This is a genomic window from Sphingopyxis alaskensis RB2256, from assembly GCF_000013985.1.
GTDB lineage: Bacteria > Pseudomonadota > Alphaproteobacteria > Sphingomonadales > Sphingomonadaceae > Sphingopyxis > Sphingopyxis alaskensis.
In genome coordinates this window covers 3,219,106-3,244,568 of sequence record NC_008048.1, presented here as the reverse complement: position 1 = coordinate 3,244,568, position 25,463 = coordinate 3,219,106, and the positions used below count along the sequence as shown (strand labels likewise).

Genomic DNA, 25,463 nt, shown 5'->3' with positions numbered 1-25,463 from the left:
TTTTTTGCACGCTGGAAAGACCGGGAAAGATGCGGCGGCGCGCGCCCCTTGCCCTGTCGCCAAAGCCCGCTAGACAGGCGCATTAACTTGCGGGGGACGCATCGACATTATGGAACGCCTGATCGGTCTGGCCGGCATCGCCGCATTGCTCATGATTGCCGTGCTTTTTTCATCGAACCGGCGGTGGATCCGCCTGCGCGTCGTCATCCCCGCCTTCCTGCTCCAGGCCGGCTTCGCGGTGCTCGTCATTGCGACGCCGTGGGGCCGCGCGGGGATCCAGGCAATGTCGAACGGCGTTTCCAACCTGCTCGGCTATGCCAAGGCGGGCACCGACTTCATTTTCGGTCCGCTGGCGTCGCCCGAAATGGGCGCGAACAGCTTTGCCATCGCCGCCTTGCCGGTGATCGTCTTTTTCGCCTCGCTCATCTCGATCCTCTATTATCTCGGCATCATGCAGCTGGTGATCAAATGGGTCGGCGGCGCGATCCAGAAGGTCACGGGCATCACCAAGGTCGAAAGCCTCGGCGCCGCGGCGAACATCTTTGTCGGCCAGTCCGAATCGCCGCTCGTCATCCGCCCCTATCTCGCAGGCCTTACCCCCTCACAGCTTTTCACCGTGATGACGGTCGGCATGGCGGGGGTCGCGGGCACCATCCTGGGCGCCTATGCGAGCATGATCGGCGAGCAGCTCCTGCCCTATCTGCTCGCCGCGAGCTTCATGTCGGCACCGGGGGGCATCCTGATGGCCAAGATCATGATGCCCGACGATCCCAGGGATCTGGGCATCGAACCCGTTATCATGCCCGAGGCCAGCCATGACGAGGAAAAGCCCGCCAACATCATCATGGCCGCCGCGCAGGGCGCGCAAACGGGGGTCAAGCTGGCGGTCGCGGTCGGCGCGATGGTGCTCGCCTTCGTCGCGCTCGTCGCGCTGGCGAATGGCCTGCTCGCCGGAATGGGCGGCTGGTTCGGCTATCCCGACCTGTCGTTTCAGGCCGTTATCGGCGCGATCTTCCGTCCCGTGATGTGGCTTATGGGCGTACCCTGGGACGAAAGCGCCGTTGTCGGTGGCCTGTTCGGCAGCAAGGTCGTGCTCAACGAGTTCGTCGCCTTCATCGACCTCGGCAAGGTGCAGGGCGATCTGTCGATGACCGGGGTTGCAATCGCGACCTTTGCGCTCTGCGGTTTCGCCAATTTCAGCTCGATCGCGATCCAGATGGCGGTGACCGGCGGCCTCGCCCCCAACCAGCGCCCGATGATCGCACGGCTGGGATTGAAGGCGCTGCTGGCCGGCAGCCTGTCGAACCTCATGTCGGCCGCGCTTGCCGGGCTGATGATCGCGCTGGTTCCGCCGATCGGATAACCGGCCAGAATCAGGCGTGACGATTGCAAGCGACAGACAAATAACGTAACCGTTCCGCTGAAAAAGTGTCCCGGGTCGTAATCGTCAACAGGGAGGCTGCCATGAAATCCGCATGTCGTTTGTCGATGCTCGCCGCGGTTGCGGTGTCGGTGGGAGCGGGTTCACTCGCCTCCTTGAACGCCCAGCCCCCCGCAGACAAGATGTACCGGCCGCCCGAGGCGACGATCTACCGCGACGCCGGATATCGCGGCCCCGCCGTCTTCATCGGCGAGGCCAAGCCGAACCTCGGCCTTGCCTGGCCGGTCAATTCGGTTCGCGTCGCAAGCGGGCGGTGGGAGCTTTGCGAGCGCACGCGCTATCGCGGCAATTGCCGGACCATCGACCGCGACACGCCGATGCTCAACAATATCCTGCGCGGGCTGACGATCCAGTCGATCCGTCCGGTTGGCGATGACGGCGGCTGGAACCCGCATCCGCCCGCCAACGACCAGAGTGTGCGCGGCAATTTTGCCGAGTTCCATACCCAGCCATCGGCCGGGAACAGCCGTGTTCCCGCCTGCACCAGCGGTTCGGCGACCGCCAACTGCGCGGCGCGGAGCGCCGATACATGGTGCCGTTCGATCGGCTGGAATGGTTCGGCGCGCGAACATATGGAAACGGTCGGCGGCCGCATCTATCTCGCCGACGTACTGTGTGTCCGGTCGGGATATTGAGGCGATCGCGCATGACGGGTTTCAAAATCCTCGCCGTCGGCGGAGCGGCGGCGCTGGCGCTGTCGGCCTGCGCCTCGGTCGGCGGGCCGGGCGTCAGCACCTATTATGAATGCGACCGTGGCACGCGGCTGAAGGTCGACTTCGTCGGCGACCGCGCGCTCGTCGCCGTCAACGGCGCCCGCGCCGTGCCGATGCGGCAGACTCCGGCGGCGAGCGGCGTCGTCTACGAAAACCGTCAGGGATGGCGGCTGCATACCAAGGGCAATGAGGCGATGTGGAACACCGCCGCACGTTCGGCGCCCGAAAGCTGCCGCCAGATTGCCGTTCCCCGCTAGGGTCAGGGCCGGGCGGGCGCCTTGCAGCCGCGTTCCAGTCCGATGCCTTTCAGGAAACCGCGGCGCACCGTTCCCGCATAAACCGCGAGCGCATAGCGACGCCGTTCGGCGTTCGCGCCCGTGATTTCGCCGATCAGGCCGCGGAAGGGAATGACCGATCCCGCGATCGTCCCGGCGACACGGCCCGCGGTTTCCTCGCGCTTTTCGGCGCGGCTCTTGTCGACCTGTTCGTTGACGTCGGGGCCCAGTACTGCGTCGAGTTCCTGCACTTCGCGGATGATCGCGGCGCAGCGTCCCAGTCCTGCGAGCGAATAGGGCGCCTCCTGGATCTCGAGCAGCTTGGGCGGCACCTCCTTGCCATCGAAGGGTTCGGTCACTTCGTTGGCCGTGTCTTTGATCGTCGAATCTTCCGGCGCCCCCTGCTGGGCGTGGGCGGGCATGGCCAGCGCCGAACAAATCCCCGCCAGAACGAACAGCGCCTTGTTACCTTTTCTCATGTCGATTCCCTGCTTTCTCAAGGTTCCAACGCAGCAAACGCATTTCGGCTCCGTGGTCGCGGGGCCGCCCTCAGCGCGTCGGCACGGGTTTGTCACCGGTCCAGTCGTAAAAGCCGCGCCCGGCCTTTTTGCCGACCCAGCCGGCCTCGACATATTGGACGAGCAGCGGCGCGGGGCGGAACTTGGGGTCGCCGGTGCCCGATTGCAGCACGCGGATGATTTCGAGGCAGGTGTCGAGGCCGATGAAATCGGCGAGCGTGATCGGCCCCATCGGGTGATTGAGGCCGAGGCGGCAACCGGCGTCGATATCCTGCATCGTCGCGACGCCCTCGCCCAGCGCGAAAATCGCTTCGTTGATCAGCGGCATCAGCACGCGGTTGACGATGAAGCCCGGCGCATCGTTGGCGTGGACGATCTGTTTGCCGAGCCCGCGGCCATAGGCCTCGACCGTCGCCAGCGTGTCGTCGCTCGTCGCGAGCCCGCGGATCAGTTCGATCAGGCCCATGACGGGTACCGGGTTGAAGAAATGGACGCCGATGAAGCGTGCCGGATCGGGCGCCGCCTGCGCGAGGCGGGTGATCGGGATCGAGCTGGTGTTGCTCGCGAGGATCGCGGTGGCCGAAAGATGCTCGCCGACGCTGGCGAAGATGGCGCGTTTGATCTCTTCGCGCTCGGTCGCCGCCTCGATCACCAGATCGGAGGGGGCGAAAGCCGCATGGTCGGCGACGGGGGTGATGCGGGCCAGCAGCATATCGGCGTCGCTCTGCGCCATCTTCTCCCTGGCGACGAGGCGGCCGAGCGCCTTGGCAATGCCCGCCTTGCCGGCTTCGGCGCGCGCGAGGTCAATGTCGGCCAGCAGCACGTCGTGCCCAGCCCCCGCCGACACCTGCGCGATGCCCGCGCCCATCTGCCCTGCCCCGATAACGCCGACGATCATGCCCTTATTCTCCAATAGAAATCCCGAGACCCTATCCATCATCCCGGCGAAGGCCGGAATCTCGCCCGTGCGTCTTACGGAAACGGCGGGATCCCGGCCTTCGCCGGGATGGCGATATGGATGGTTGCCCTACGTGATCGACCGTCTCCGTCAAGAGGCGCGGATCAGGGGGCCGAGCGAAACTCGGTCGCTTCGGCAAGGATCAGCGCGAAGGCCGGGTCGGCATCGTCCCACGTCGCGATGGGAGTCCAACCGCCGGCGCGGAGCAGCAGATTGGCGTCGCGCGGGCCATATTTATGGCTGTTCTCGCTGTGGATCGTTTCGCCTTTTGCCATATGATAGGCTTGGCCATCGACGGTGAAGTCCATGTCGCACATGGCGACAAGGTGCATTTCGATGCGCGCATGCGTGTCGTTCCAGACCGCGCGGTGCGTGAAATTGTCGAGCGCCATGTCGCCGCCAAGCTCGCGGTTGATGCGCTCGATCAGATTGAGGTTGAAGGCCGCGGTCACGCCCGCCGGATCGTCATAGGCGCGTTCGAGCACCGCAATATCCTTGATCCGGTCGATGCCGATCAGCATCAGCGACCCGTCGCCCAGCGCCGCGCGCCAGTTGCGCAGCAGGTCGACCGCGGTGCGTGCGACCATGTTGCCGATCGTCGAGCCGGGAAAGAAGCCAAGCTTGGGCAGCGCGCAGATTTCGCGCGGCAGCGCGACCTTCTGTGTGAAGTCGGCTTCGACGGGATAGACGGGGAGCCGCGGAAAGCGCGCCGCGAGCGCCTCGGCGCTGTCCCGCAGGAAATCGCCCGAAATGTCGACGGGGACATAGGCCGCGGGGTCGATGGCTGCAAGGAGCAGCGGCGTCTTGGTCGAACTGCCCGATCCCAGCTCGACCACCGCGCGGCCCGGCCCGATCGTCGCGGCGATGTCGGCGGCGTGCCGCGTCAACAGATCCGTCTCGCTGCGCGTCGGATAATATTCGGGGAGCGCGGTGATATCCTCGAACAGCGCCGAGCCCGTTGTGTCATAGAACCAGCGCGCGGGGATTGCCTTGGGCGTCTGGGACAGCCCGGCATGGACGTCGGCGCGGAAGGCGACGTCGACCCCCGTATCATCCTCGGAAATCTGCCGAAGTTGACGCACAACACCCATGTCAGAGATCCTTTGCGAGCCGCACGCCGGTGAACTGCCAGCGCTGGTGGGGGTAGAAGAAATTGCGGTATGTCGCGCGCATGTGACCGCGCGGGGTGGCGCAGCTGCCGCCGCGCAGCACGAACTGGCCGCTCATGAACTTGCCATTATATTCGCCGACCGCGCCGGGCGCGGCACGGAAGCCGGGATAGGGGCGATAGGCGCTGCCGGTCCATTCCCAGACGCTGCCGAACATCTGTTGCAATCCGGTGTCGCCGCCGGCCGCCGCAGGTTGCACCGGACCGGCGGCATCGAGCTGGTCGCCGCCGTTCGGATCGAGCACCGCCGCCGCCGCTTCCCATTCAACCTCGGTCGGCAGGCGCGCGCCCGCCCAGCTGGCAAAGGCGTCGGCCTCGAAAAAACCGATGTGCGTCACCGGCGCGGCAGGGTCGATGTCCTGCCATCCAGCGAGGGTGAAATATCGCCGATCGCGCCAATAGGCGGGCGCCTCGATGCCCTCCGCCTGCACCCACGCCCAGCCGTCGCTGAGCCAGAGCGAGGGGGTGCGATAGCCGCCGTCGTCGATAAACTGCTGCCATTCGCCGTTGGTGACAGGGCGGCTCGCGAGCGCGTGCGGGGTCAGCAGCGCGTCGTGGCGCGGACCTTCGCAATCGAACGCAAAGCCGTCGCCATCATGTCCTGCCGCGGCGATACCGGCTTTGCCCTCGATCCATTTCATGGCGGAAAACTGCGCAACTTTACTCGCGCTTGCATGGTCGCGCGGCCACACCGCCGGGCCGAGCGGATTCTGCGCGAAGAGATGCTTGATGTCGGTGAGCAGCAGTTCCTGATGCTGTTGTTCATGGTGGATGCCGAGATCGACCAGCGCGAGCGCCGCAGGGGACAGGCCGGGCAAGGCGTCCGCCACCGCCGCATCGACATGCGCACGCCATGCACGCACCGCGTCCAGCGACGGGCGCGTCAACAGGCCCCGCTGCGGGCGCGCGTGGCGCGGCCCTTCGGCCTCGTAATAGCTGTTGAAGAGATAGGGGAAGCGGTCGTCGAAAAGCGCATAACCCGGCACATGGTCGCGGAGCACGAAGGTTTCAAAAAACCATGTGGTGTGCGCGAGATGCCATTTGGCGGGCGAGGCGTCGGGCATCGACTGCGCGCTGGCGTCGGCGTCGGAAAGCGACGCGACGAGATCGAGCGACAGCCGCCGCGTCGCCGCGAAGCGCCCGGTCAGTGCCTCGATCGGGTCGGAGCAGGTCGAAGCGTCGGTGCGGCTGGCCATGCTGTAAACAATCCCTGGAAGTGCGATTCGGTTTCGCGGTTCAACGGATTATCGTTATGCCGCGGCGGCTTGTCCAGAACATTTAGGGAACATGCTGCCCCATTTCACATCGTCATTCCGGCGAAGGCCGGAATCCCCCGGCGCGTCCAGCTGCTACGACGAGATCCCGGCCTTCGCCGGGATGACGAGCAGGGTGGAGAGCGGGACGTCAGCGCGTCGCGCCGGGTTTCCACAGCACGTCGCCGCCCGCTGCACCGTTGATGGAGCGCGCTAGCACGAACAGATGGTCCGACAGGCGGTTCAGATAGGTGAGCGCGAGCGGGTTGAGAGCGCGATCCGCCGCTGCGGCGACCGCCGACCGCTCGGCGCGGCGCGTCACGGCACGCGCAAGATGGAGCCGCGCCGCGGCTTCGCTGCCGCCCGGCAGGATGAAGCTTTTGAGCGCGTCGAGCGCGGCGTTCATCGCGTCGATTTCCTCCTCCAGCCGCGCGATCTGGCCTGGCACGATGCGCAGCGCCATGTCGTGCGGCCCGAAGCCGCGCTCGGCGTCGGGCGGGGTCGCGAGGTCGGCGCCAAGATCGAACAACTCGTTCTGGATGCGCGTGAGCATCGCCGCCGCGTCGGGCGCTTCATCGAGCGCGACCGCGGCGAGGCCCACCCAGCTGTTCGCTTCGTCGACGTCGCCGATCGCCGCCATCAGCGGCGCCGATTTGGCGATGCGCGATCCGCCGACCAGGCCGGTGGTGCCGTCGTCGCCGGTGCGCGTGTAGATTTTGTTGAGCTTGACCATGCGCTTAATCCAGAGGTCTGCCGGTCATCCTGTCCCGTTCGCATCGAGCGACGTCGGGATGCCCAGCGGTCAGCCTTGCCTTCGGGGTGTCTCGACTTCGCTCGACACGAACGGAAACAAACAGGTCAGAGGGACATCAACTGCCCGCGGCGAATACGCCGATGAGCACGAGCAGGATGATGGTGATCGCCTGCCATTTGACGCGCGCCATCATCATCCGGTTCTGCATCAGGTGATTTTCCTGCACCGTGCCGTCCATCTGTGCACGGTGCCCCTGCGAGAAATGGAAAAGCCCGCGTGCGAGCGCGAACAGGACGAGACCGGCGGCGATGACGACGCCAAGGACGAGCAGGATTTCCATAAGCCCTATTTAGGGCATTCGCAGCGAATATCCAGCGGGAAGCCGTCCGCACCGCAAATCGGCAGCGAGCGCGGCTCCGTCGACGCCTGCGGCGCGCAGCGACGCGAGCGACGCGGCGGCGTCGCGCTTCGCGAGCCTTTTGCCGTCGACGCCGCAGACGAGCGCATGGTGGCGATAGGCAGGCGTGGCGAGACCGAGCAGCGCCTGGAGCAGCCGGTGGATGTCGGTCGCGGCGACAAGGTCCGCGCCGCGGATGACATGCGTAACCCCCATCGCGGCGTCGTCGAGCGTGCTCGCCAGATGATAGCTCGCGGGCGCGTCCTTGCGTGCGAGCACAATATCGCCGTGCGCCGCGGGGTCGGCGCGGCGCATCCCCTGCCCCACCTCTTCCCAGTCGAGTTCGCCCGCCAGCGCGACGGCGCGCGCCATGTCGAGCCGCCAGCAATGGGGTTCGGCCGCCCTGCGCCGCGCGCGCTCGGCGGCGGGCAGATCGCGGCAGGTGCCGGGATAGATGGCGCCGGACGGCCCGTGCGGCGCCGACAGGCTCGCGGCGATGTCGGCGCGCGTGCAGAAACAGGGATAGACAAGGCCGCGCGCGTCGAGATCGTCGAGCGCCGCGGCATAATCGCCGAGCCGGTCGGACTGGCGCACCGGATCGCCGTCCCGGCCGATCCCGAGCCACGCAAGGTCGGCAAGCGCGGCATCGACATAGGCTTCGCGCGACCGGCTGCCGTCGATGTCGTCGATGCGGATGCGGAACCGCCCGCCCGCCGCGCGTGCGGCATGGTGCGCCAGAACCGCGCTATAGGCGTGGCCAAGGTGCAGCTCGCCGGTCGGGCTGGGGGCGAAGCGGGTCAGCATCTTCGGTGCCATCAACCCATATACTGTGGCGAGTCAAAGCGAATCATTCCATATCTTGCGGGCAGAAGGCCCTTGACGCCAGAATCTGATGCGGCATGTAATGATGGTGTCACGCGCGGGAGGCAGTGGCGCGCCATCCCGTGAAGAAATGGGGGCAGCGTTACCTAGCCATGTTCCATCCCGATCTTGCCCGGCATCCCGATAGCTGTCCGGCGCTCGTTCTCAACGCCGACTATACGCCGCTGAGCTATTATCCCTTGAGCCTCTGGCCCTGGCAGACCGCGGTGAAGGCGGTTTTCCTCGACCGCGTCACCATCGTCGAGAATTACGAGCGCGAGATTCATTCGCCGACGCGGACGATGCCGATCCCCAGCGTCATTGCGCTGCGCCAATATGTGAAGCCGTCGGAGCATCCCGCCTTCACGCGGTTCAACCTGTTCCTGCGCGACCGTTTTGCGTGCCAGTATTGCGGGTCGGGCAAGGATCTGACCTTCGATCATGTCGTGCCGCGGCGATTGGGCGGGCGCACGACGTGGGAGAATGTCACGACCGCCTGCGCCCCGTGCAACCTGAAGAAGGGTGGCCGAACGCCACAACAGGCGCATATGCCGCTCCATCGCCAGCCGTGGCGCCCGACGAGCTGGCAGCTGCAGGACAATGGCCGGGCGTTCCCGCCCAACTATCTGCACACGAGCTGGATCGACTGGCTGTACTGGGATGTTGAACTCGAAGGCTGACAGCGGCACGACGGGCGCGACAGCATGGGTTCACCTCGATGGCATTAGGCGCGCGCCAACCATCGGAAAAGGAGACACATCATGGTTCGCGTCACCCGAATGCTCGCCGTCGGCATGGTCGCCGCCCCGCTGCTCGCCGCCTGCGCGACAATCCCGCCCGCCGAGCAGCCCGTGACCGTCACCGGGAGCATCACCTATCGCGAGCGCATCGCGTTGCCGCCGACGGCGCGGGTCGAAATCGCCCTTGCCGACGTCAGCCTGGCCGATGCGCCATCGACGACGGTCGCTCGGCAATCCTTCACCGCCGACGGCCGGCAGGTGCCCTTTGCCTTTTCGCTGACGGTCGATCAGCGCCAGCTCGACCCGCGCCACAGTTACGCCGTGTCGGCGCGCATCAGCGACGCGTCGGGGCGACTGATGTTCATCACCGACACGCGCAACAATGTTCCGTTCGATGGCCGCCGCGTGATCGATATGGGCATGTTGATGCTGGTCAAAACGCATTGAACTAACCCAAGCATAGCTATGCGCGGCTTGACCCTCGGCCTTCGCAGGTGCAGCAAGCTGGGCGCATGGGCCCACCGATCCAGATCTCGCAGAATCCCGACATCCGCTATCTCGGGCGGATCCTCGGCGACGTCATCCGCGCCTATGGCGGCGACAAATTGTTCCGCCAGACCGAATATATCCGCTCGTCGAGCGTCGACAGGCACCGCGGGATCGCGGGGGCGGAGGCGATCGATCCGGGACTCGATGCGCTGAGCCTCGACGACACCATCGCCTTCGTCCGCGGTTTCATGCTCTTTTCGATGCTCGCCAACCTCGCCGAAGACCGCCAGGGTATCGCCGCCGAGCCCGAAGCGACGGTTGCGGCGGCGCTGGAAAAGCTGAAAGCCGACGGGATCGACAGCGCGGCAGTCGCGGCGCTGCTGAACGCGGCGCTGATCGCGCCGGTGCTCACCGCGCACCCGACCGAGGTGCGGCGCAAGTCGATGCTCGACCACAAGAACCGCATCGCCGAACTGATGCGGATGCGCGATGCGGGCCTCGACGAAACACCCGAAGGCGATGTGGTCGAGGACGCGATCCGGCGGCAGGTCGTGCTGCTGTGGCAGACGCGCCCGCTGCGCACGCAGAAATTGTTCGTCGCCGACGAGATCGACAATGCGCTCACCTATTTGCGCGACGTCTTCCTGCCCGTGGTGCCCAAACTTTATGCGCGCTGGGAAAAGGAGTTGGGGCAGCGCCCCGCGAGCTTCCTGCGCATCGGCAGCTGGATCGGCGGCGACCGCGACGGCAATCCCTTCGTCACCGCCGAAACGCTGCGCATGGCGACGGGCCGCAATGCCGCGGCGGTGATCGGCCATTATATCGACCAGGTTCATGCGCTCGGCGCCGAACTGTCGGTATCGTCGACGCTCGCGCCAGTGACCGACGCGGTCGAAGCCCTCGCCGAGGCGAGCGGCGACACCGCGCCGAGCCGCAGCGACGAACCCTATCGCCGCGCGCTGTCGGGCATCTATGCCCGGCTGTCGGCGACTTACGCCGCGATCACCGGCAAGCCGCCCCCGCGCCCCGGCGCGCTGAAGGGCGAACCCTATGCCGCGCCCGGCGATTTCCGCCGCGACCTCGTCACCATCGCCAGCGGCCTGTCGGCGAGCGGCAAGGGCCAGCTCGCCGGAATCGGTGCGCTCGGGCGGCTGATCCGCGCGGTCGAGGTGTTCGGATTCCATCTGGCGACGCTCGACATGCGGCAGAACAGCGCGGTCCACGAACGCGTGCTCGCCGAACTGTTCAACATATCGGGGGTCGAAGCCGATTATCTGACGCTCGACGAAGCGGCGCGCGTCGCGTTGCTGCGCAAGGAGCTTGGCGTCAACCGCCCGCTCGCCGCGCCGTGGCACGAATGGAGCGAGGAGACGGCGGGCGAACTCGCGATCGTCCACGCCGCCGCCGACGTGCGCAAGAGGCTGGGCAAGGACGCGATCGTCCAGTGGATCATCAGCAAGGCCGAAAGCCTGTCCGACCTGCTCGAAGTCCATGTGCTGGCGCGCGAGGGCGGGCTGTGGTCGGCGGAGAGCCGCGACAATCTGATGGTGGTGCCGCTGTTCGAGACGATCGCCGACCTCGATGACGCGCCCGCGATCATGGCGGCCTATTTCGCGCTGCCCGAAATCGCGCCGCATGTCGCTGCGCGCGGACATCAGGAAGTGATGATCGGCTATTCGGATTCGAACAAGGACGGCGGTTATCTGACGTCGACCTGGGGGCTGCACCAGGCGTCGGCGGCGCTGACCCCGGTGTTCGAGCAAGCCGACACCGCGATGCAGCTGTTCCACGGCCGCGGTGGCGCGGTCGGGCGCGGCGGCGGCAGCGCCTTTGCCGCGATCCGCGCGCAGCCCGCGGGCACGGTGCAGGGACGCATCCGCATCACCGAACAGGGCGAGGTGATCGCGGCGAAATATGGCACGATCGACAGCGCGGCGACCAATCTGGAAGCGATGGTGTCGGCGAGCCTGCTCGCGAGCCTCGAGCCCGAGGCGATGGGCGCGAAGGAAGCGGAGCGCTTTACCGCGGCGATGGACGCGCTGTCGGACACCGCCTTCGCCGCCTATCGCGGGCTGGTTTACGATACCCCGGCGTTCAGGGATTTTTTCCGCGCGATGACGCCGATCGCCGAGATTGCGACGCTCAAGATCGGGTCGCGGCCGTCGAGCCGCACCAAATCGACCGCGATCGAGGATCTGCGCGCAATTCCCTGGGTGTTCAGCTGGGCGCAGGCGCGCACGATGCTGCCCGGCTGGTACGGCACGGGCGAAGCCTTCGCGGCGTTCGCGGACAAGGCGCTGCTGACCGACATGGCGGCGAGCTGGCCCTTCTTTGCCGCGCTGCTCGGCAATATGGAGATGGTGCTCGCCAAGTCCGACATGGGGATTGCGGCGCGCTATGCGGGGCTGGCGAGCCAGATCGACGGACATGACGCGATCTTCGGTCGCATCAAGGACGGGTGGAACCGCGCGCACGACGGACTGCTCGAGATCACCGGCCAGACACGGCTGCTCGAGAAGAACCCGGCGCTCGAGGCGTCGATCCGGCTGCGCCTGCCCTATATCGAACCGCTCAACCTGCTCCAGATCGAGCTGATGAAGCGCCACCGCGCGGGCGAAACCGATCCGCGCATCGCCGAGGGCATCCAGCTGACGATCAACGCGATTGCGACGGCGCTGAGGAACAGCGGGTAGACTCCTCTCCTTCCGTCATCCCGGCGAAGGCCGGGATCTCGCCGGTGCCTCAACACGATAGGGTGAGACCCCGGCCTTCGCCGGGGTGACGATTATGAGGAAAGCGGCGATCACCGCTTGACGATCAGCACCTCGCCCTTGGCATTTTTGCCGTCCGGCCCGAATTTGATCGTAAAGGCATCGCCGTCCTTGTCCTTGCCCGCGAGCGTGTCGCCGGTGCGCGTGACCTGAACGCTCTTTTTCGCGAATTCGGCCGCCATCCAGTCGGCGGCGACCTTGGGCGCCGCGGGCGCGGTGAAGCCGAGCTTGACCGTCGTATTGTCCAGCCCGTCCTTTTCGGTCGCATTGACGTCGACCGTGGTCACCTTGCTGCCAGGGTAAAGCTTGACGCCGTCGATGTCGAAATCGCCCTCGACATCGAGGTCGACGAAATCGGGGATGTCGATGTCGATCGAGGCGCCCTTGCCGCCGATCTTGATATTGCCGCCGTCCTTGCCCGCCTTGACCACGACCCCGCCCTGGTCGTCGCCGGCATTGATCGTGACCTCCGGCCGATCGGCGGTCCGCTTCTCCTCCGACCCGCAGGCGGCGAGGAGCATCATCGGGAGGATCAGATACGCAAAACGCATGACACGTCTCCTTGGTGCATTAGTTGAATAATACACCTTGGCGATGAACGAGTCAATTGGTCCACGCCCTCCGCTGAAAGGGAGGGGCTTGGATCAGGCGTCGATGCTGGTCTTCAGATCGCCGTGGACCAGCCCGCCGTCGACCGTGATCGTGTCGCCCACCACATAATCGCCCGCCTTCGACGCGAGATAGATCGCAGCGCCGGCCATATCCTCGGGCACGCCGATGCGTTTCACCGGAATGCTCTTCGCGACCGCGTCGCCATGGTCGCGCGCCGCCTTGTTCATGTCCGACTGGAAGGCGCCCGGCGCAATCGCGGTGACGAGGATATGGTCGGTGACGAGGCGCGCCGCGAGGCGCTTGGTGAGATAGAGGATTGCGGCTTTCGACGCATGATAGCTGTAGGTTTCCCACGGATTGAGGCGCATCCCGTCGATCGAGCCGATGTTGATGACCTTGGCGGGGCGTTCGTGCGTGCCCGCAGCCTTGAGTAACCCATGCAGCGCCTGCGTCAGGAAGAAGGGCGATTTGACGTTGATGTCCATCACCTTGTCCCAGCCCGCTTCGGGAAAGCCCTCGAAGGGTTCGCCCCACGCCGCGCCGGCATTGTTGACGAGGATGTCGAGGCGCTCCTCGCGCGCTTCGAGTTCTCTGGCGAGCGCGCGGCAGCCCTCGACCGTCGAGAGGTCTACGGGTAGGCCGATGACCTTGCCCGGATAGCGCGTTTCGAAATCGGCGACGGCTTCCTCAATCTGCGCGGTCTTGCGCGCCGAGATATAAACGCGCGCGGCGCCCGCGGCGAGATAGCCCTCGACGATCATCTTGCCGATGCCGCGCGAGCCGCCGGTGACGAGGGCGATGCGGCCGTCGAGGCCGAACATGTCAGTGAGGTTCATGGCGTTATCCTTTCTAAGCCCCTCCCCTTCAGGGGAGGGGTTGGGGGTGGGGGCTCGCGGCGTAGCGCAAGGCCTCTGGCCCCCACCCGCTGCGACTAAGCCAGCAAGCTGGCAAGTCTCGCTGCCCTCCCCTGAAGGGGAGGGCGTGATTGCACCTTAGTAGCCGTTCATCCGCGCGACCTGGTCGATGTGATAATGCACATCGCCCATATATTCCGCCAGCGCACGGTCGCGTTTCATATAGAGCCCGATGTCATATTCGTCGGTCATGCCGATGCCGCCGTGCATCTGCACGCCTTCGCGCACCGCGAGGTTGGCGGCGCGCCCGGCCTTGGCTTTCGCGACCGAGACCATCAGCTTCGCGCCTTCGCTGCCCTCGTCGAGCAATTGCTGCGCCTTCATCACCGCCGCGCGCGCGACTTCCATCTCGCCATAGAGATGCGCGGCGCGGTGCTGGAGGCCCTGAAACTCGCCGATCAGACGCCCGAACTGCTTGCGTTCCTTGAGATAGGCGACGGTCATGTCCATCGCCCCCTGCCCCACCCCGACCATTTCGGCAGCCGCCCCGGTGCGGGTGGCTGCGAGCAGCGCGTCGAGAATCTCGCCGCCGGCATCGACCTCGCCGATCACCGCGTCGGCATCGACCTCGACCCCGTCGAGGGTGACATGGCTCGCGAGGCTCGAATCGACGAGGCGGCGCGGATCGGCGGTCAGGCCTTTCGCGTCCTTCGGCACCGCGAACAGGGTGATGCCGCCGTCGGTCTTTGCCGCGACGATGCTCATGTCGGCGACATGGCCGTGGAGGACGAAGCTCTTTTTGCCGTCCAACCGAAAGCCGTTTCCGGCGCGCGTCGCGGTGGTGGCGATGCGGTCGGGGCGGTGCTTGGCGCCTTCGTCGATCGCGAGCGCGACGATCGCTTCACCGCTGGCGATGGCGGGGAGCCAGCGGCCGGCCTGCGTTCCGCCTGCCTTGGCCAGCGCGGCGACCGCGCCGACGCTGGTCGACAGGAAGGGTGAGGGGGTCAGGTTGCGGCCGATTTCCTCGAGCACGATGCCCGCCTCCATATGCCCCATGCCGAGCCCGCCATGCTCCTCGGCAACGAGCATCCCCGGCAGGCCCATTTCGGTGAACTGCGCCCAGAGGTCGCGCGAGAAGCCGGTGGCGTCGGCGCTGTCGCGCAGCTTGCGCAGGTGCGACACCGGCGCCTGTTCGGCGACGAAGGGCGCGACGCTGTCCTTGAGCATCGCCTGGTCGTCATTGTGATAGAGCGGCATATCTGTCCCAATCTCTCTTGTCGTCATCCCAGCGAAAGCTGGGATCGTTGGCGGCCAACACCGCTCTGTCCCGATAGCGGCCCCAGCTTTCGCTGGGGCGACGAGTCGTTACGCCCCCGGCAATTCCAGGATGCGCTTGGCGATGACGTTGAGCATGACTTCGCTCGTCCCGCCCTCGATCGAATTGGCCTTGGTGCGCAGCCAGCTGCGCGCGCGGGCGCCGCCCCTGCTTTCGGCGCTGTCCCATTCGAGCGCGTCGCTGCCGCCGCCCGCCATCACCAGTTCGTGCCGACGCTTGTTGAGCTCGGTCCCGACATATTTCATCATGTTCGAGCTGGCCGGATGCGCGCGGCCGGTCTTCCACATGTCCATGAAGCGCTCGCCCATCGCGCGATAGGCGAAGACGTCGGTGTCGAACGCCGCCATTTCGGCGCGCAGGACGGGGTCGTCGAGTTCGCCGCGGTCGTTGAGCCCGAGCGATTTCGCGAAGAGCGCGCCGACGCTGACCATGTCGCCGCCCGCACCGCCGCCCGAAATCATCTCGCGTTCGTGGCCGAGCAGATATTTGGCGACGTCCCAGCCGCGGTTGATCTCGCCCACATATTGCGTCTTGGGCACCTTCACATCGTCGAAGAAAGTCTCGCAGAAGGGCGAGTTGCCGGAGATCAGCAGGATCGGCTTGGTGGTGACGCCGGGGCTCTCCATGTCGAAAAGCATGAAGGTGATGCCCTGATATTTGTTCGTCTTGTCGGTGCGGACGAGGCAGAAGATCCAGTCGGCCTTGTCGGCATAGCTGGTCCAGATCTTCGAGCCGTTGACGACCCAGTGATCGCCCTTGTCCTCGCCGAAGGTCTGCAAGCTGACGAGATCGCTGCCCGCGCCGGGTTCGCTATAGCCCTGGCACCAGCGGATTTCGCCGCGCGCGATCTGGTTCAGATAATGGACCTTCTGCTCCTCGGTGCCGAATTTGAGCAGCGCGGGGCCGAGCATCCAGATGCCGAAGCTGTCGAGCGGCGAGCGGGCATGGATGCGCTTCATTTCCTGTTTGAGGATCTTGGTCCGTTCGGGGGTGAGGCCCGCGCCGCCATAGGCCTTGGGCCAGTCAGGGACGGTATAGCCCTTGGAAACGCAGGCTTCGAGCCACGCCTTCTGGGCGTCGTTCTTGAACACCCATTTGCGCCCGCCCCAGCAGACATCATCCTCGTCGCGCACGGGCTCACGCATTTCGGGGGGGCAATTCGCCGCCAGCCATGCGCGCACCTCGGTGCGGAACGCGTCCAGTTCGCTCATCCTTTTGGCTCCTCTTCTGCGCGCAAACCTACGTCCGCTTCGCCGCTTTACGCAAGCGTCAACTTGGGCGTCGACGCCTGCCGCTACGGCGCCGTAGCGTCGAATCGACCGGCGTTGACGCGGCATTCGGCGCGCCTAAGCTAAGTGGCAAAAGAAAACGGGAGCAGGATATGCGATTCGCAGGCAAAGTCGCCGTCGTCACCGGCGCGGCATCGGGCATCGGCAAGGCGACTGTGCTCAAACTCGCGGGCGAAGGCGCGCATGTCTTTGCCGCCGACATCGACGAAGCGGGCGGCCGCGCGCTCGCCGACGCGTCGAACGGCAGGATCGACTTCGTGCGCTGCGACGTCACGGTTCCGTCCGATATCGAGGCGCTGATGGATGCCGCCGCGGCGAAGGCGGGCGGTATCGATATCGTCTTCAACAATGCCGCCGCGGGCGGCGACCGCGCGCCAATCGACGAGATTACGCCCGAGGGCTGGGATGCGACGATGGACCTGGTGCTGAAATCGGTCGCGATGGGTATCCGTTATGCTGCGCCGCACATGAAGGGCCGCAAGGGCGCGAGCATCGTCAACACCGCGAGCGTTGCGGCGCTGGGCGCCGGCTATTCGCCCACCGCCTATGCGGTGGCCAAGGCGGGCGTGCTGCATCTGACCAGGGTCGCCGCGACCGATCTGGCGCAATATGGCATCCGGGTGAACGCAATCTGCCCCGGCTTCATCAACACCAATATCTTCGCCGCGTCGCTCGACGTGCCCGACGCGATGAAGGCAGAGGCGAACGCGATCATCGCCGGGATGAGCGCGCAGGCGCAACCCGTCGCGCGCGGCGGCCAGCCCGAGGACATTGCCAACGCCGTGGCGTATCTTGCGAGCGACGAGTCGAGCTTCATGACCGGCACGCATCTGCTCGTCGACGGCGGGCTGACGATCGGCCAGCGCCACGCCTGGGACCCCGAAACACCGGGGATGTTCGACGCGCTGGCGCAGATGGAGGAGGCTGCCAAGGCCGGAGCGCCAGCGTGAGCGCGGCGATGGCCGCGGTCCCACGCCCCGAACGCCTGCCCGTCTGGCTGAAGGTCACGCACGGGCTGGGCAGCATCGCCTATGGCGTCAAGGACAACGGCTTTTCGACCTTCCTGCTGCTCTTCTATAATCAGGTGATCGGGCTCGACGCCGGGATCGTCGGGCTTGCGATCATGGTCGCGCTGATCGCCGATGCCTTTGTCGACCCGGTGATCGGCGAGTTGACCGACCGCACGCGCAGCCGCTGGGGCCGCCGCCTGCCGTGGCTTTACGGCGCGCCAATTCCGCTGGCGATCATGTGGATGCTGCTGTGGAACCCGCCAGCAATGAGCGACACGATGACCGTCGCCTGGCTGATCGGCTTTGCGATCATCGTCCGCTCGCTCGTGTCGATGTGCGAAGTGCCCTCGGTCGCGATCGTCCCCGAACTCACTGCCGATTATGACGAGCGCACCGCGGTGATGCGATACCGCTTCCTGTTCGGCTGGGGCGGCGGGCTGCTGATCCTGCTGCTCGCTTACGGCGTCTTTTTCGGCGGCGCAAAGGGGCTCGTCGATCCCGACGGCTATTTCCCCTATGCGCTGACCGGCGCACTGTTGATGACGGGGGCGGTGATGCTGTCGGCGGCGGGGCAGCACAAGCGCATCGCGGTGTCGAACGTCGCCGATGTCAAAGCCAAAACAACGCTGCGCAAAGTGCTCGGCGAAATGCGCGATACGCTGTCGAACCGCGCCTTTCTGTGGCTGATCTTTGCGGCGCTGTTCGGCTTCGTCAATCAGGGCATCACCTTTTCCATGAACAATTATCTGCTCGGCTTTTTCTGGCAGTTCACGCAGGGCGAGATGGTCGCTTATGTTTTCCTGCTCTTTGCGACGATGCTCGCGGCGTTCATCCTCGTCGCGCCGATCTCGGCTCGGCTCGGCAAGCGCGACGGTGCGATCTTTGCCGGCGCGGTCGCGCTGCTCGTCAACAGCGGTATCTATTTCGCCTGGATTCAGGGCATCTTCCCCGGCCTGCCCGGCAAGCCCAGCGTCCCCGCGATGTTCGCGCTGGTGTTCGTCAGCAACACATTTTCGATCATCCTGATGATCCTGTCGTCGTCGATGATGGCCGATGTCGTCGAGGCGTCGCAGAGCGAGACGGGGCGACGGTCCGAAGGCCTGTTCTTTGCCGGCTATTTCTTCATGCAGAAATGCGCGACGGGCATCGGCATCTTTGTCGCGGGGCTGATCCTGTCGCTCGCGGCCTTTCCGGCAAATGCGAAGCCGGGCGAGGTCGGCGCGGACGTGCTCGGCAATCTCGCGCTCGGCTATGCGCTCGCGATCCTCGTCATCGGGACGCTGGGGCTGATCGTGATGCGCCGCTTTCCCATCTCGCGCGCCGACCATGAAGCGCGGCTGGCGATATTGAGCGACGCGGCGCGCGCCGAACCCGACGCAAGCGGCGCGCACCCGTGAGAGAAAACTGCGCGGCGTGGCCAAATGAGGTAATTTTCGGACCGCAGGACTTGGCAAGCCCGCCGAATCGGTCCAAAGGTTTACGTGAACGTAAAGGGAAAGGACGCATCGCATGGATTTCGATCTCACCGAACGGCAGGCGCATTGGCAGGGCCGTGTGCGCGAGTTCATCGAACGCAAGGTCCGCCCCGCGGTGCCGACCTATTATGAACAGGATGCGGCGGGCGATCGCTGGAAGGTCATCCAGGTCGTCGAGGATCTGAAGGCCGAGGCGAAGGCCGCGGGCATCTGGAACCTGTTCATGCCGCCGCGCAGCGCCGCGCACCACCATGTCGACGACACTTTCGAGTTCGAGGGGCCGGGGCTTACCAATCTTGAATATGCGCTGTGCGCCGAGGAAATGGGGCGCATCGGCTTTGCGAGCGAGGTCTTCAACTGCTCGGCGCCCGACACGGGCAATATGGAGGTGTTCCACCGTTACGGCACGCGCGCGCAGAAGGACAGATGGCTGAAGCCGCTGATGAACGGCGAGATCCGGTCGGCCTTCCTGATGACCGAACCCGCGGTCGCCTCGTCCGACGCGACGAATATCGAGACGCGGATCGAGCGCGACGGCGACGATTATATCATCAACGGCACCAAATGGTGGTCGTCGGGCGCGGGCGATCCGCGCTGCAAGGTCGCGATCGTGATGGGCAAGACCGATTTCGGCGCCAAGCGTCACGCGCAGCAGTCGATGCTGGTCGTGCCGCTCGACGCGCCGGGGGTCACGATCAAGCGCCACCTGCCCGTCTTCGGCTATGACGATGCGCCGCACGGCCATATGGAAATCGAGCTGAAGGACGTCCGGGTCAATGCCGAGGAGGCGATGCTGCTCGGCGAAGGCCGCGGTTTCGAAATCGCGCAGGGCCGTCTGGGGCCGGGTCGCATCCACCACTGTATGCGCACGATCGGCGTCGCCGAAGAGGCGCTGGAAAAGATGTGCAAGCGGCTCCAGTCGCGCGTCGCCTTCGGCAAGACGATCGCCGAGCAGAGCATCTGGGAACAGCGGATCGCGCGCGCGCGTATCGATATCGAGATGACGCGCCTCCTCTGCCTGAAGGCCGCCGACATGATGGACAAGATCGGCAACAAGTCGGCCGCCGCCGAAATCGCGATGATCAAGGTGCAGGCGCCGAACATGGCGCTGCAAATCATCGACGACGCGATTCAGGCGCATGGCGCCGGCGGCGTCAGCGAGGATTTCGGGCTGGCCAAGGCCTATGCGCACCAGCGCACGCTGCGCATCGCCGACGGCCCCGACGAGGTGCACGCCCGCGCAATCGCGCGAATCGAGTTCGCGAAACATTCGCCCGCGGCCGACCCCGGTTTTTCGTCGGGCGACATCGGGGTTTCGCGGTAAACACGCCCCCCCCTTCCCGCTTGCGGGAGGGGGAATGATACGGAGCTATAAATGACCAAAGCCGCGATCCTGATCGAACCGGGCAAGCCGCTCGTCATCGAGGATATCGTCGTCGACAAGCCCGGCCCGCATGAGGTGCGCATCCGCACCGCGGCGTGCGGCCTGTGCCATTCGGACCTGCATTTCATCGACGGCGCCTATCCGCATCCGCTGCCCGCGATCCCCGGCCACGAAGCCGCGGGGATCGTCGAGGCGGTCGGCAGCGAGGTGCGCACGGTGAAGGTCGGCGATGCGGTCGTCACCTGCCTCAGCGCCTTTTGCGGCCACTGCGAGTTCTGCGTCACCGGGCGTATGTCGCTGTGCATGGGCGGCGACACGCGGCGCCCCGCCGGATCGGCATCGCGGATCACGCGCCCCGACGGGTCGCCGGTGAACCAGATGCTCAATCTCAGTGCCTTTTCGGAGGTGATGCTGGTCCACGAACATGCCTGCGTCGCGATCGATCCCGAAATGCCGCTCGATCGCGCGGCGGTGATCGGCTGCGCGGTGACGACGGGTGCCGGGACAATCTTCAACGCATGCAAGGTCACGCCGGGCGAAACGGTCGCGGTCGTCGGTTGCGGCGGCGTCGGTCTCGCCACCATCAACGCGGCGAAGATAGCGGGCGCCGGACGCATCATCGCCGCCGATCCGATTCCCGAGAAGCGCGAACTCGCGAAGAAGCTGGGCGCCACCGACGTCGTCGATGCGCTGTCGGACGATGCCGCGAAGCAGATCGTCGAAATCTCCAAAGGCGGCGTCGATCATGCGATCGAGGCGGTCGGGCGCCCCGCCTCGGCGAGCCTCGCGGTCGCGTCGCTGCGGCGCGGCGGCACCGCGACGATCCTGGGCATGATGCCGCTCAACGAAAAGGTCGGGCTCGGCGCGATGGACCTGCTTTCGGGCAAGAAACTGCAGGGCGCGATCATGGGCGGCAACCGCTTCCCGGTCGACATCCCGCGACTCGTCGATTTCTACCTCCGCGGGCTGCTCGACCTCGATTCGATCATTGCCGAGACGATCCCGCTTGACCGCATCAACGAGGGATTCGACAAGATGAAGAAGGGCGACGCCGCACGATCGGTGATCGTATTCGACCAATGATGGCGGGGCGCATCTCTTCGCCCTCCCCTTCAGGGGAGGGCAGCGAGACTTGCCAGCTTGCTGGCTTAGTCGCAGCGGGTGGGGGCCATCGGCCTTGCGCAAGGCCGATGGCCCCCACCCCAACCCCTCCCCTAAAGGGGAGGGGCTTATGACTCTTGACGCCCAAAAGGCCTTCAGCGGCACCGTCGCGCCCGAAGGGGCGGACGTGCTCGACGAAGCGAAGCTGACCGCGTGGATGGAAACGAATGTCGAGGGGTTCAAAGGCCCGCTGACGCAGAGCAAGTTCGCCGGCGGCCAGTCGAACCCGACCTACAAGATCTCGTCGCCATCGGGAAATTATGTCCTGCGCCGCAAGCCCTTTGGCCCGCTGCTCCCCTCCGCCCATGCGGTCGACCGCGAATATAAGGTGCAGGCCGGCCTCTATAAGATGGGCTTTCCCGTCGCGCGCCAATATGGGCTTTGCACCGACGACAATGTGATCGGCAGCTGGTTCTATGTGATGGCGATGGTCGATGGGCAGACGATCTGGGACGGGTCGATGCCCGGATCGACGCCGGAGAACCGCCGCGCGACCTATGAGGCGATGATCGACACGCTCGCCGCGCTGCACAAGGTCGACGTCGAGGCGGCGGGGCTGTCCGATTTCGGCAAGCCCGGCAATTATTTCGGGCGCCAGGTCGATCGCTGGACGAAGCAGTACAAGCTCGCCGAGACCGAGACGATGGACGAGATGGAACGGCTGATCGCCTTTCTGCCTGCCACATTGCCCGAACAGACGCGCACCAGCGTCGTCCACGGCGATTACCGCATCGACAACATGATCTATGCCAAGGACCGGCCAGAGGTTCTGGCGGTGCTCGACTGGGAGCTGTCGACGCTGGGCGATCCGCTCGCCGATTTCACCTATGTCGCGATGGCGTGGGTGACGGAAAATGGCGGGCGTTCAGGGGTCATGGACCTCGACCGCGCCGCGCTCGGCATCCCCGAACTCGACGAGATGGTCCAGCGCTATTGCGCCGCCACCGGCCGCGACGGGGTGCCCGACATGAACTGGTATTTCGCCTATAATTTCTTCCGCCTCGCCGGGATCATGCAGGGTATCAAGAAGCGCGTCATCGACGGCACCGCCTCGTCGGCTCATGCCAAGGCGATGTCGGAGCGCGTGCAGCCGCTGGCCGCACGCGCGTGGGACTTTGCACGAAAGGCCGGGGCATGAGCCTGTTCGACATGACCGGCCAGGTCGCGCTGATCACCGGATCGTCGCGCGGCATCGGCAAGGCGACGGCGGAAGCGATGGCCGAACAGGGCGCGAAGGTCGTGATTTCGAGCCGCAAGCAAGATGCGTGCGACGCCACCGCGGCGGAGATCAACGCGCGGTTCGGCGAAGGCACCGCGATTGCGGTCGCGGCGAACATCTCGTCGAAGGATGATCTTCAGAACCTCGTCAACGAGACGCGCGCCGCCTTCGGCAAGATCACCGCGCTCGTCTGCAACGCCGCGTCGAACCCCTATTATGGCCCCGGCCTCGGCATCAGCGACGAGCAGTTCCGCAAGATCATGGACAATAATATCCTGTCCAACCACTGGCTGATCAGCATGGTCGCGCCCGAAATGCTCGAACGCGGCGACGGGTCGATCACGATCATCAGTTCGATCGGCGGGCTGAAAGGATCGCCGATCATCGGCGCTTACGGGATTTCCAAGGCCGCCGACATGCAGGTCGCGCGCAATTTTTCGGTCGAGTTCGGGCCGAGGGGCGTGCGCGTCAATTGCATCGCGCCGGGGCTGATCCGTACCGACATGGCGCGCGCCTTGTGGGAAAATCCCGAAAATCTCAAACGCTCGACCGCCGCCTCGACGCTGAAGCGCATCGGCGAACCGCACGAGATCGCGGGCGCCGCGGTGTTCCTCGCCAGCAAGGCGGGGGCTTTTACCACCGGCCAGACCATCGTTTGCGATGGCGGGGCCACGATTTCGGGAGGCGCATGATGGGCGCGTTGGACGGCAAGGTTGCGATCATCACGGGCGCGGGCAGCGGCATCGGCCGCGCGAGCGCGCTGCGGTTTGCTGCCGAAGGGGCGAAGCTCGTCATCGGCGACAAGAGCGCGGCGGTGCACGAAACCGCGCAAATGGTGAAGGATGCGGGGGGCGAGGCGATCGCGATGGAAATCGACGCGGGCGTCGAAGCCGATGTCGCCGCGATGGTCGCGACCGCAAAGGAAAGCTTCGGCGGGCTCGACGTCGCCTTCGCCAACGCCGGGATCATCGGCGACATGGGCGGCATTTTCGATTTCGACCCCGCGGCCTGGGCCGAAACTTTGCGCGTCAACCTGATCGGCCCCGCGCTGATGGTGAAACATGCCGGCAAGGCGATGGTCGATCAGGGGCGCGGCGGCGCGATCGTGCTGACCGCGAGCGTCGCGGGGATCAATTCGGGCGCGGGTCCGGGCGCCTATTCGGCGTCGAAGGCGGGGGTCATCAACCTCGCCAAGGTCGCCGCGCAGCAACTGACCGGCAGCGGCGTGCGCGTCAACGCCATCTGCCCCGGCCTGACCGAAACGGGAATGACCAAGCCGACCTTCGACTATGCGCGCGCCAAGGAGGTGACCCACAAGCTCGGCCAGCTCAATCCGCTGAAACGCGCGGCACAACCCGAGGAGCTCGCCAATGTCGCGCTGTTCCTCGCGAGCGATCAGGCGAGCTATGTCAACGGACAGGCGATTGCGGTTGACGGCGGACTGACCAGCTCGCATCCGGTGACGCGCCAGTTGCTTGGCCAGACTTCGCATTGACAGGATAGATATGGGTCACGGTTTCGACACGGCGCGGCTCGACCGCATTCCGGCTTTTCTCGAAGCCAAATATGTCAGCACCGGCCGTCTGCCGCACGCCGCGACTTTGGTGTCGCGGCGCGGCGAGATCGCGCACCAGTCGGGCATCGGCGAGGCGCGGCCGGGCGAAGCGCTGAAAGACGATGCGATCTTTCGCATCGCGAGCATGACCAAGCCGATCACCAGCATCGCCTTCATGATGCTGGTCGAAGAGGGCAAGGTCGCGCTGTCCGATCCGCTCGTGAAGTTCTGCCCCGAGTTCAGGGACACCGGCGTGTTCGTCGCGGGCGGCGGCAATGTGCCGTTCCTGACGCGCCCGCCAGCACAGCCGGTCCGCATGGTCGACCTGCTGCGGCATACCGCGGGCCTGACCTATGGCTTTCAGGAGCGTACCCCGGTCGATGCCGCTTATCGCAAGGCACGGATCGACGATTTCGACGCCGATTATACGATGGACAGCTTCATCGCCGCGCTCGCGAAAATCCCGCTGCAGTTCGACCCCGGCGCGCACTGGAATTATTCGATGGCGACCGACGTGCTCGGCGCGGTGATCGAGCGCATCGAGGGCAAGCCTTTTGCAGAGGTTTTGCAGGAGCGCATCTTCGGCCCGCTGGGCATGGTCGATACGGGATTCAAGGTGGCTGCCGACCAGCAGCACCGGCTCACCGACGCCCATGCCTTTCACCCGAAAGACAGGATGCAGGGCTTTGACGAAGGCGCACGCAGCCGCTGGGCGAAGGACAGGAGCTTTCATTCGGGCGGCGGCGGGCTTGCCTCGACGCTCCACGACTATCACCGTTTCTGCCTGATGCTGCTCGGCGGCGGCAAGCTGGGCGATGTGCGGATCGTCAGCCGCAAGACGCTCGATCTGATGACCGCGAACCACCTCGTCGGCGGCGGCGACCTGACGCAGCACAGCGTCGGCGTGTTCAGCGAGGACGAGAATGCCGGGATCGGTTTCGGGCTCGGCTTCGCGGTCACGCTCGATCCGGCGCGCGCGGGCATCCCCGGCTCGGCGGGCGATTTCTACTGGGGCGGCATGTTCTCGACCGGCTTCTTCGTCGATCCGGTCGAAGAGATTTGCATGGTGTTCATGACCCAGCTCATGCCCTCCTCCACCTATCCCGTGCGGCGCGAGGTCAAGACGCTGATCCACGCCGCGATTGATGACTGAAGATGCAACACCACCTCTCCGCTCGCATCGAGCGAAGTCGAGACACCCATCGAACGGGCGCCTAGCCCGAGGGGCAT

25 protein-coding genes are annotated in these 25,463 nt (G+C 65.7%); 14 read left to right on the top strand and 11 right to left on the bottom strand.

Annotated elements, in window-relative coordinates:
* Nucleotides 1–109 precede the first annotated feature (109 nt).
* The 3 genes from SALA_RS15725 to SALA_RS15715 all read left to right on the top strand — a co-directional run bounded on the left by SALA_RS15725 (nt 110) and on the right by SALA_RS15715 (nt 2,411).
* Complete coding sequence (locus SALA_RS15725) at nt 110–1,363, top strand: NupC/NupG family nucleoside CNT transporter (RefSeq protein WP_011543359.1); 1,254 nt, start codon at nt 110–112, stop codon at nt 1,361–1,363.
* A gap of 101 nt (nt 1,364–1,464) precedes the next feature.
* The gene (locus tag SALA_RS15720; protein ID WP_011543358.1) at nt 1,465–2,076 is read left to right on the top strand and encodes a beta/gamma crystallin-related protein; all 612 of its coding nucleotides are present in this window, start codon (nt 1,465–1,467) and stop codon (nt 2,074–2,076) included.
* An 11-nt stretch (nt 2,077–2,087) separates the two neighbouring features.
* Nucleotides 2,088–2,411 carry an MliC family protein gene (locus tag SALA_RS15715; RefSeq protein ID WP_041383449.1) on the top strand — a complete coding sequence of 108 codons (324 nt, stop codon included), beginning with the start codon at nt 2,088–2,090 and terminating at the stop codon, nt 2,409–2,411.
* Between the two features lie 2 nt (nt 2,412–2,413).
* On the opposite strand, the gene SALA_RS15710 is transcribed toward SALA_RS15715, so the two are convergent.
* The 7 genes from SALA_RS15710 to gluQRS all read right to left on the bottom strand — a co-directional run bounded on the left by SALA_RS15710 (nt 2,414) and on the right by gluQRS (nt 8,281).
* The gene (locus SALA_RS15710; RefSeq protein ID WP_011543356.1) at nt 2,414–2,908 is read right to left on the bottom strand and encodes a hypothetical protein; all 495 of its coding nucleotides are present in this window, start codon (nt 2,906–2,908) and stop codon (nt 2,414–2,416) included.
* Between the two features lie 70 nt (nt 2,909–2,978).
* On the bottom strand, nt 2,979–3,845 hold the full coding sequence (locus SALA_RS15705) for a 3-hydroxyacyl-CoA dehydrogenase NAD-binding domain-containing protein (protein ID WP_011543355.1): 867 nt from the start codon (nt 3,843–3,845) through the stop codon (nt 2,979–2,981).
* A 164-nt stretch (nt 3,846–4,009) separates the two neighbouring features.
* Nucleotides 4,010–4,996: an L-histidine N(alpha)-methyltransferase gene (gene egtD / locus SALA_RS15700; protein ID WP_011543354.1), complete on the bottom strand. Its 987-nt coding sequence runs from the start codon at nt 4,994–4,996 to the stop codon at nt 4,010–4,012.
* 1 nt (nt 4,997) lies between these two features.
* The gene (gene egtB, locus SALA_RS15695; protein ID WP_011543353.1) at nt 4,998–6,269 is read right to left on the bottom strand and encodes an ergothioneine biosynthesis protein EgtB; all 1,272 of its coding nucleotides are present in this window, start codon (nt 6,267–6,269) and stop codon (nt 4,998–5,000) included.
* A gap of 208 nt (nt 6,270–6,477) precedes the next feature.
* On the bottom strand, nt 6,478–7,059 hold the full coding sequence (locus SALA_RS15690; RefSeq protein ID WP_011543352.1) for a cob(I)yrinic acid a,c-diamide adenosyltransferase: 582 nt from the start codon (nt 7,057–7,059) through the stop codon (nt 6,478–6,480).
* Nucleotides 7,060–7,195: 136 nt separating this feature from the next.
* A complete protein-coding gene (locus SALA_RS15685) occupies nt 7,196–7,420 on the bottom strand; it encodes an HIG1 domain-containing protein (RefSeq protein WP_011543351.1) in 225 nt (74 codons plus the stop codon).
* A 9-nt stretch (nt 7,421–7,429) separates the two neighbouring features.
* Complete coding sequence (gene gluQRS / locus SALA_RS15680) at nt 7,430–8,281, bottom strand: tRNA glutamyl-Q(34) synthetase GluQRS (RefSeq protein WP_153802726.1); 852 nt, start codon at nt 8,279–8,281, stop codon at nt 7,430–7,432.
* A 170-nt stretch (nt 8,282–8,451) separates the two neighbouring features.
* Between gluQRS and SALA_RS15675 the strand changes: the two genes are divergently transcribed.
* The 3 genes from SALA_RS15675 (at nt 8,452) to ppc (ending at nt 12,260) form a co-directional block, all read left to right on the top strand.
* Complete coding sequence (locus SALA_RS15675) at nt 8,452–9,018, top strand: HNH endonuclease (protein ID WP_011543349.1); 567 nt, start codon at nt 8,452–8,454, stop codon at nt 9,016–9,018.
* An 81-nt stretch (nt 9,019–9,099) separates the two neighbouring features.
* Nucleotides 9,100–9,525, top strand: a complete 426-nt coding sequence (locus SALA_RS15670) for a YbaY family lipoprotein (protein WP_011543348.1) — start codon at nt 9,100–9,102, stop codon at nt 9,523–9,525.
* Nucleotides 9,526–9,590: 65 nt separating this feature from the next.
* Nucleotides 9,591–12,260 carry a phosphoenolpyruvate carboxylase gene (ppc, locus tag SALA_RS15665; protein ID WP_011543347.1) on the top strand — a complete coding sequence of 890 codons (2,670 nt, stop codon included), beginning with the start codon at nt 9,591–9,593 and terminating at the stop codon, nt 12,258–12,260.
* Nucleotides 12,261–12,370: 110 nt separating this feature from the next.
* Here the strand turns inward: ppc and SALA_RS15660 are convergent, their stop codons facing one another.
* The 4 genes from SALA_RS15660 to SALA_RS15645 form a co-directional block, all read right to left on the bottom strand.
* Nucleotides 12,371–12,889 (bottom strand): hypothetical protein, encoded by a 519-nt coding sequence (locus tag SALA_RS15660; RefSeq protein ID WP_011543346.1) that lies wholly within the window; start codon nt 12,887–12,889, stop codon nt 12,371–12,373.
* Nucleotides 12,890–12,982: 93 nt separating this feature from the next.
* Nucleotides 12,983–13,786 carry an SDR family oxidoreductase gene (locus SALA_RS15655; RefSeq protein WP_011543345.1) on the bottom strand — a complete coding sequence of 268 codons (804 nt, stop codon included), beginning with the start codon at nt 13,784–13,786 and terminating at the stop codon, nt 12,983–12,985.
* Between the two features lie 156 nt (nt 13,787–13,942).
* Complete coding sequence (locus SALA_RS15650) at nt 13,943–15,061, bottom strand: acyl-CoA dehydrogenase family protein (RefSeq protein ID WP_011543344.1); 1,119 nt, start codon at nt 15,059–15,061, stop codon at nt 13,943–13,945.
* Between the two features lie 108 nt (nt 15,062–15,169).
* Complete coding sequence (locus SALA_RS15645) at nt 15,170–16,351, bottom strand: acyl-CoA dehydrogenase family protein (protein WP_011543343.1); 1,182 nt, start codon at nt 16,349–16,351, stop codon at nt 15,170–15,172.
* Between the two features lie 170 nt (nt 16,352–16,521).
* On the opposite strand from SALA_RS15645, the gene SALA_RS15640 reads away from it, so the two are divergent.
* The 8 genes from SALA_RS15640 (at nt 16,522) to SALA_RS15605 (ending at nt 25,386) form a co-directional block, all read left to right on the top strand.
* Nucleotides 16,522–17,379, top strand: coding sequence for an SDR family NAD(P)-dependent oxidoreductase (locus tag SALA_RS15640; RefSeq protein WP_011543342.1), 858 nt, complete (start codon nt 16,522–16,524; stop codon nt 17,377–17,379).
* Nucleotides 17,376–18,836, top strand: a complete 1,461-nt coding sequence (locus tag SALA_RS15635; RefSeq protein ID WP_049754687.1) for an MFS transporter — start codon at nt 17,376–17,378, stop codon at nt 18,834–18,836. The genes SALA_RS15640 and SALA_RS15635 overlap by 4 nt, the downstream gene beginning before the upstream one ends.
* 112 nt (nt 18,837–18,948) lie before the next feature.
* Nucleotides 18,949–20,238 carry an acyl-CoA dehydrogenase family protein gene (locus tag SALA_RS15630; protein ID WP_011543340.1) on the top strand — a complete coding sequence of 430 codons (1,290 nt, stop codon included), beginning with the start codon at nt 18,949–18,951 and terminating at the stop codon, nt 20,236–20,238.
* Between the two features lie 51 nt (nt 20,239–20,289).
* Nucleotides 20,290–21,381, top strand: a complete 1,092-nt coding sequence (locus SALA_RS15625; protein ID WP_011543339.1) for a Zn-dependent alcohol dehydrogenase — start codon at nt 20,290–20,292, stop codon at nt 21,379–21,381.
* Between the two features lie 148 nt (nt 21,382–21,529).
* The gene (locus SALA_RS15620; RefSeq protein WP_041383445.1) at nt 21,530–22,597 is read left to right on the top strand and encodes a phosphotransferase family protein; all 1,068 of its coding nucleotides are present in this window, start codon (nt 21,530–21,532) and stop codon (nt 22,595–22,597) included.
* Complete coding sequence (locus SALA_RS15615) at nt 22,594–23,370, top strand: SDR family NAD(P)-dependent oxidoreductase (RefSeq protein ID WP_011543337.1); 777 nt, start codon at nt 22,594–22,596, stop codon at nt 23,368–23,370. Before SALA_RS15620 ends, SALA_RS15615 begins: the two co-directional genes overlap by 4 nt.
* Entirely contained in the window at nt 23,370–24,173 is an 804-nt protein-coding gene (locus SALA_RS15610; protein WP_011543336.1) for an SDR family NAD(P)-dependent oxidoreductase, read from the top strand. The genes SALA_RS15615 and SALA_RS15610 overlap by 1 nt, the downstream gene beginning before the upstream one ends.
* Nucleotides 24,174–24,183: 10 nt before the next feature.
* A complete protein-coding gene (locus SALA_RS15605; protein WP_011543335.1) occupies nt 24,184–25,386 on the top strand; it encodes a serine hydrolase domain-containing protein in 1,203 nt (400 codons plus the stop codon).
* Nucleotides 25,387–25,463: the final 77 nt, after the last annotated feature.